The organism is Brevundimonas sp., from assembly GCF_018608325.1.
In the GTDB taxonomy this organism is placed as follows: domain Bacteria; phylum Pseudomonadota; class Alphaproteobacteria; order Caulobacterales; family Caulobacteraceae; genus Brevundimonas.
Genome location: NZ_JABAZW010000060.1, coordinates 19,974 through 23,764 on the forward strand (window position 1 = coordinate 19,974; position 3,791 = coordinate 23,764).

A 3,791-nucleotide genomic window follows, 5' to 3' on the forward strand; every position below is an offset into this window, starting at 1 on the left:
CCATGGATCGCGGATCGCGCGCCGTGGACTTCCTTCTGCGGATTCTGGCCTTCAATCTTGTGCCCACGGCGGTCGAGCTGGCGCTGGCGGCGGCGGTTCTGGGCGGCAAGTATGACTGGCGGTTCGGCGCCGTCGCCGTGGTGGTCGTTGTCATCTACACGGTGGCGACCTTTTCGATGTCCAACTGGCGGCTCGAGCATCGGCGCGTCATGAACGCCGCTGATTCCGAAGCCGCGGGCGTCTCGGTCGACGCCCTGTTGAACTATGAGACGGTCAAGTCGTTCGGCGCCGAGGCGCGCGCGGCCCAGACCTATGACCGGGCGCTGGGCGACTACACCCAGGCGTCGCTGAAGGCGAACACGTCGCTGAACCTGCTGAACGGGATGCAGGCCCTGATCATGAATCTGGGCCTCGGCGTCATGGCCGTGATGGCCGGGTTCGAGGCGGCGGCGGGCCGGATGGGGCCGGGGGACGTGACGGCGGCGGTTTTGATCATGATCTCGCTGTATGCGCCGCTGAACATTCTGGGCTTCGCCTATCGTGAAATCCGTCAGTCCTTCATCGACATGGAGGAGATGCTGAAGGTCACACGCCAGACGCCGCAGGTCGCGGATGCCGCGGACGCCGTGGATCTGCCGCGTCCGGTCGATACGCGTGGTGCAGCGGTCGAGTTTGAACAGGTCGGCTTCCGCCATGACGCTCGGGCCAATGGTCTGGAGGACGTCAGCTTCTATGCCGCGCCGGGCACGACAACGGCCTTGGTCGGGACTTCAGGGGCGGGCAAGTCCACAATCGTCAAACTGGCGCTGCGTCTGCTGGACCCGCAGGATGGCCGGGTTCTGATTGACGGTCATGATGCGCGACAGGTGACACAGGCCTCATTGCGGGCGGCGGTGGCTCTGGTGCCGCAGGATGTGGCGCTGTTCAACGACAGCATCGCCGCCAACATCGCCTTTGCGCGTCCGACCGCCAGCGAGGCGGATATCTGGGCGGCGGCCGAGGCTGCGGAACTGTCCGATTTCATTCGTGGCCTGCCTGAAGGCATGGAGACCCGCGTGGGCGAGCGTGGGCTGAAACTGTCGGGCGGCGAACGCCAGCGCGTCGGCATCGCCCGCGCTCTGCTGGCTGATCCCTACATCCTGATCCTGGATGAGGCGACCAGCGCGCTGGACAGCCGCACCGAGGCGGCGATCCAGAAGACCCTGCGCCGCGCCCGCTCGGGTCGGACGACGCTGGTGGTGGCCCACCGCCTGTCCACCGTGGCGGATTCGGACCAGATTCTGGTGCTCAAGGCCGGACGTATCGTCGAACGCGGCGCGCACCATGAACTGGTCGCGCGTCAGGGCGGGGAATATGCTGGCTTGTGGCGTAAGCAGACGCGCGGCGGAAAGTCGGCTCAGCCCGCCTGAGCGCCCGGCGACAGCTTGTGCTTCAGAACCTCATGCAGGTTGCTGAGGATGATCGTGCGCGCTTCCGCGTCCTGCGGCGGAAGGGCCAGCAGCAATTTCATCGCCTGGGCGTGGACGGTGACGATCCGCCAGTCAAAGCCGCCTTGGCGCGGGGCGGCGTCCAGCAGGTCGCATAACCCCTTGGCGGCCGTGCACAGGTCATCCATCCCGAACGGATTAGCGGCGTCGATGATCTGGCTGGAGGCCGCATAGGCCAGGTCCAGCCGCACAGCCTCCGGCAGGTTCGGCGACGGCGGCGCCAGGAGCGTAGCAATGCCGTCGCCGATGATGGCGCGGGCCTGCTCCTTATGAACCTCAAGATTGGCGGTCGCCTTGGCCAGAGCCGATCCGACGCTGACGCCGCCGGGACGATCCACCATTTCAGCTAGGCGTGAACGGCGCTGGGTATGGGTGATGACAGTCACAGGCTGATGCTCCCACCTTTTCTGCCCGCATTCTTCATGCTGGCGCGGCGTTCTTCGCCGTCCCAGATCTCGTTTCGGAACCGTCGGTCGGGGCCGAAATAGTCTCCGACCTCAAGGAACGGTCGATTGTCTTTTGCGATCCATAAAATGCGCTCCAGCAACATGCCCGCGCTGAATGGCTTGGTGACGACGAAGTTGGCGCCGCAGTCACGGGCGCGTTTCAACTGGGTGCGCTTGATGTGGCTGGCGGTCATGATGACAGGCGCAAAGGCGTTGGGATTTGGCGCAGATCGTCGCAGCCAGTGGACCAGTTCGAACCCATCGATGTCCGGCATGGCTGTATCGACGATCAGCAGATCAATCGGCGTATCCTGTAAAATCTGCTTGGCCTCGACGCCCGAGCCCAGGGCAAAGGCCGGTCGGATGCCAAACCCGGACAGGGCGCTGGTCGTCAGCGTCATGGAGAAGGGCGAATCGTCCACCACCATGGTCACAGCGCCTTCCAGATTGAAGATCGCGCTTTCGCGGAGGGTGTCGCCCAGCATTGTCATGGCCGGTCGCCCGCCTTCATGTCCTCAACCTGCCAAGGTTGGCAGATTGAGGTGGATAGTCAGTTAACGCTGTTCGTTTTTACAGGGCGCCGATGGCGTAGTAACGCTCGGCCCGCTGCTTCTTGATCTGTTTGGGCGACAGGCCTTCGAAACTCTTCAACTCCTCGGCCAGCACATTGCCCACGTTGGTCAGGGCGGCCTTGCGGTCCGCGTGGGCGCCGCCCAGCGGTTCTTCGATCAGACGGTCGACGATCTTCAGGCCGATCAGGTCAGGGCCGGTGATCTTCATGGCCATGGCCGCATCCTTGGCCCGCGTTCCGTCGCGCCACAGAATGCCCGCCGCGCCCTCTGGCGAGATGACTGAATAGATCGAATGCTCCAGCATCAACACGCGGCTGGCGGCGGCGATAGCGATAGCGCCGCCCGAACCGCCTTCACCTGTGATGGTGGCGATGGAGGGCACGCCCAGCGTCAGGCAGCGTTCGGTCGAACGGGCGATGGCCTCGGCCTGACCGCGTTCCTCGGCGCCCAGGCCCGGATAGGCGCCTGCAGTGTCCACGAAGGTCAGGACGGGCAGGCCGAACTGCTCGGCCATGTCCATCAGGCGCACAGCCTTGCGATAGCCCTCAGGCCGCGCCATGCCGAAGTTGTGGGTGATGCGGGTTGCGGTGTCGTGGCCCTTTTCATGGCCCATGATGACGACCGGACGGCCACGAAAACGGGCCAGCCCGCCCAGAATGGCCTGGTCGTCGCCGAACTGGCGGTCGCCGTGCAACTCGTTCCAGTCGGTGAACAGGGCCTCGACATAGTCGATGAAGTGCGGACGCTGCGGATGGCGCGCGACCTGGGTCTTCATCCAGGGGTCCAGCCCGGCGTAGGTCTTCTTGCGAAGCTGCTCCGCCTTCTTGCGCAGGCCTGCGATTTCCGATTCGAACGAGCCCGAAGTTTCGGACAGGGCCGAGAGTTCGTCGATCTTGGCTTCCAGATCGGCGATCGGCTTTTCGAAGTCGAGATAGTGCGTGGCCATAAAGGCGTCCGGGAACAGCGGGGGCCGAAAAGCGCCCCTAGGGAAGGCGGGGGAAACTAAAGAGGTCAGCGCCGCGCGGCAAGCGGGGTTCAATCATCGCGCGCCAGAGGATGATTTTGCTGCACCACCTGCGCCAAGCGATCAGTCGCCACGTGGGTGTAAATTTGGGTGGTGGCGATGTCGACGTGGCCCAGCAGGGTCTGGACGACGCGCAGGTCGGCGCCGCCTTCCAGCAGGTGGGTGGCGAAGGCGTGGCGCAAGACGTGTGGGCTGACGCGCGAGGGACCGATCCCGGCGGTGATGGCGGCCTCGTCCAGCAACTGGGCGAAGCGACGCGGGG

General features: G+C 64.8%; 5 protein-coding genes. 1 reads left to right on the forward strand and 4 read right to left on the reverse strand.

From position 1 onward, the window contains the following. On the forward strand, positions 1 to 1,409 hold a 1,409-nt coding region (locus QZ281_RS06380; protein ID WP_292226080.1), incomplete at its 5' end, for an ABC transporter ATP-binding protein/permease. Here the strand turns inward: QZ281_RS06380 and QZ281_RS06385 are convergent. The 4 genes from QZ281_RS06385 to QZ281_RS06400 form a co-directional block, all read right to left on the reverse strand. Next, the gene (locus QZ281_RS06385; protein WP_292226092.1) at positions 1,397 to 1,873 is read right to left on the reverse strand and encodes a chemotaxis protein CheE; all 477 of its coding nucleotides are present in this window, start codon (positions 1,871 to 1,873) and stop codon (positions 1,397 to 1,399) included. The two genes, QZ281_RS06380 and QZ281_RS06385, sit on opposite strands and share 13 nt — an antisense overlap. Then, entirely contained in the window at positions 1,870 to 2,424 is a 555-nt protein-coding gene (locus QZ281_RS06390) for a response regulator (protein WP_292226096.1), read from the reverse strand. Before QZ281_RS06390 ends, QZ281_RS06385 begins: the two co-directional genes overlap by 4 nt. A gap of 79 nt (positions 2,425 to 2,503) precedes the next feature. Continuing rightward, on the reverse strand, positions 2,504 to 3,451 hold the full coding sequence (locus QZ281_RS06395; protein ID WP_292226103.1) for an acetyl-CoA carboxylase carboxyltransferase subunit alpha: 948 nt from the start codon (positions 3,449 to 3,451) through the stop codon (positions 2,504 to 2,506). Between the two features lie 89 nt (positions 3,452 to 3,540). Further along, positions 3,541 to 3,791: tyrosine-type recombinase/integrase (locus tag QZ281_RS06400; protein ID WP_292226106.1), on the reverse strand; the 251-nt coding region annotated here is incomplete at its 5' end.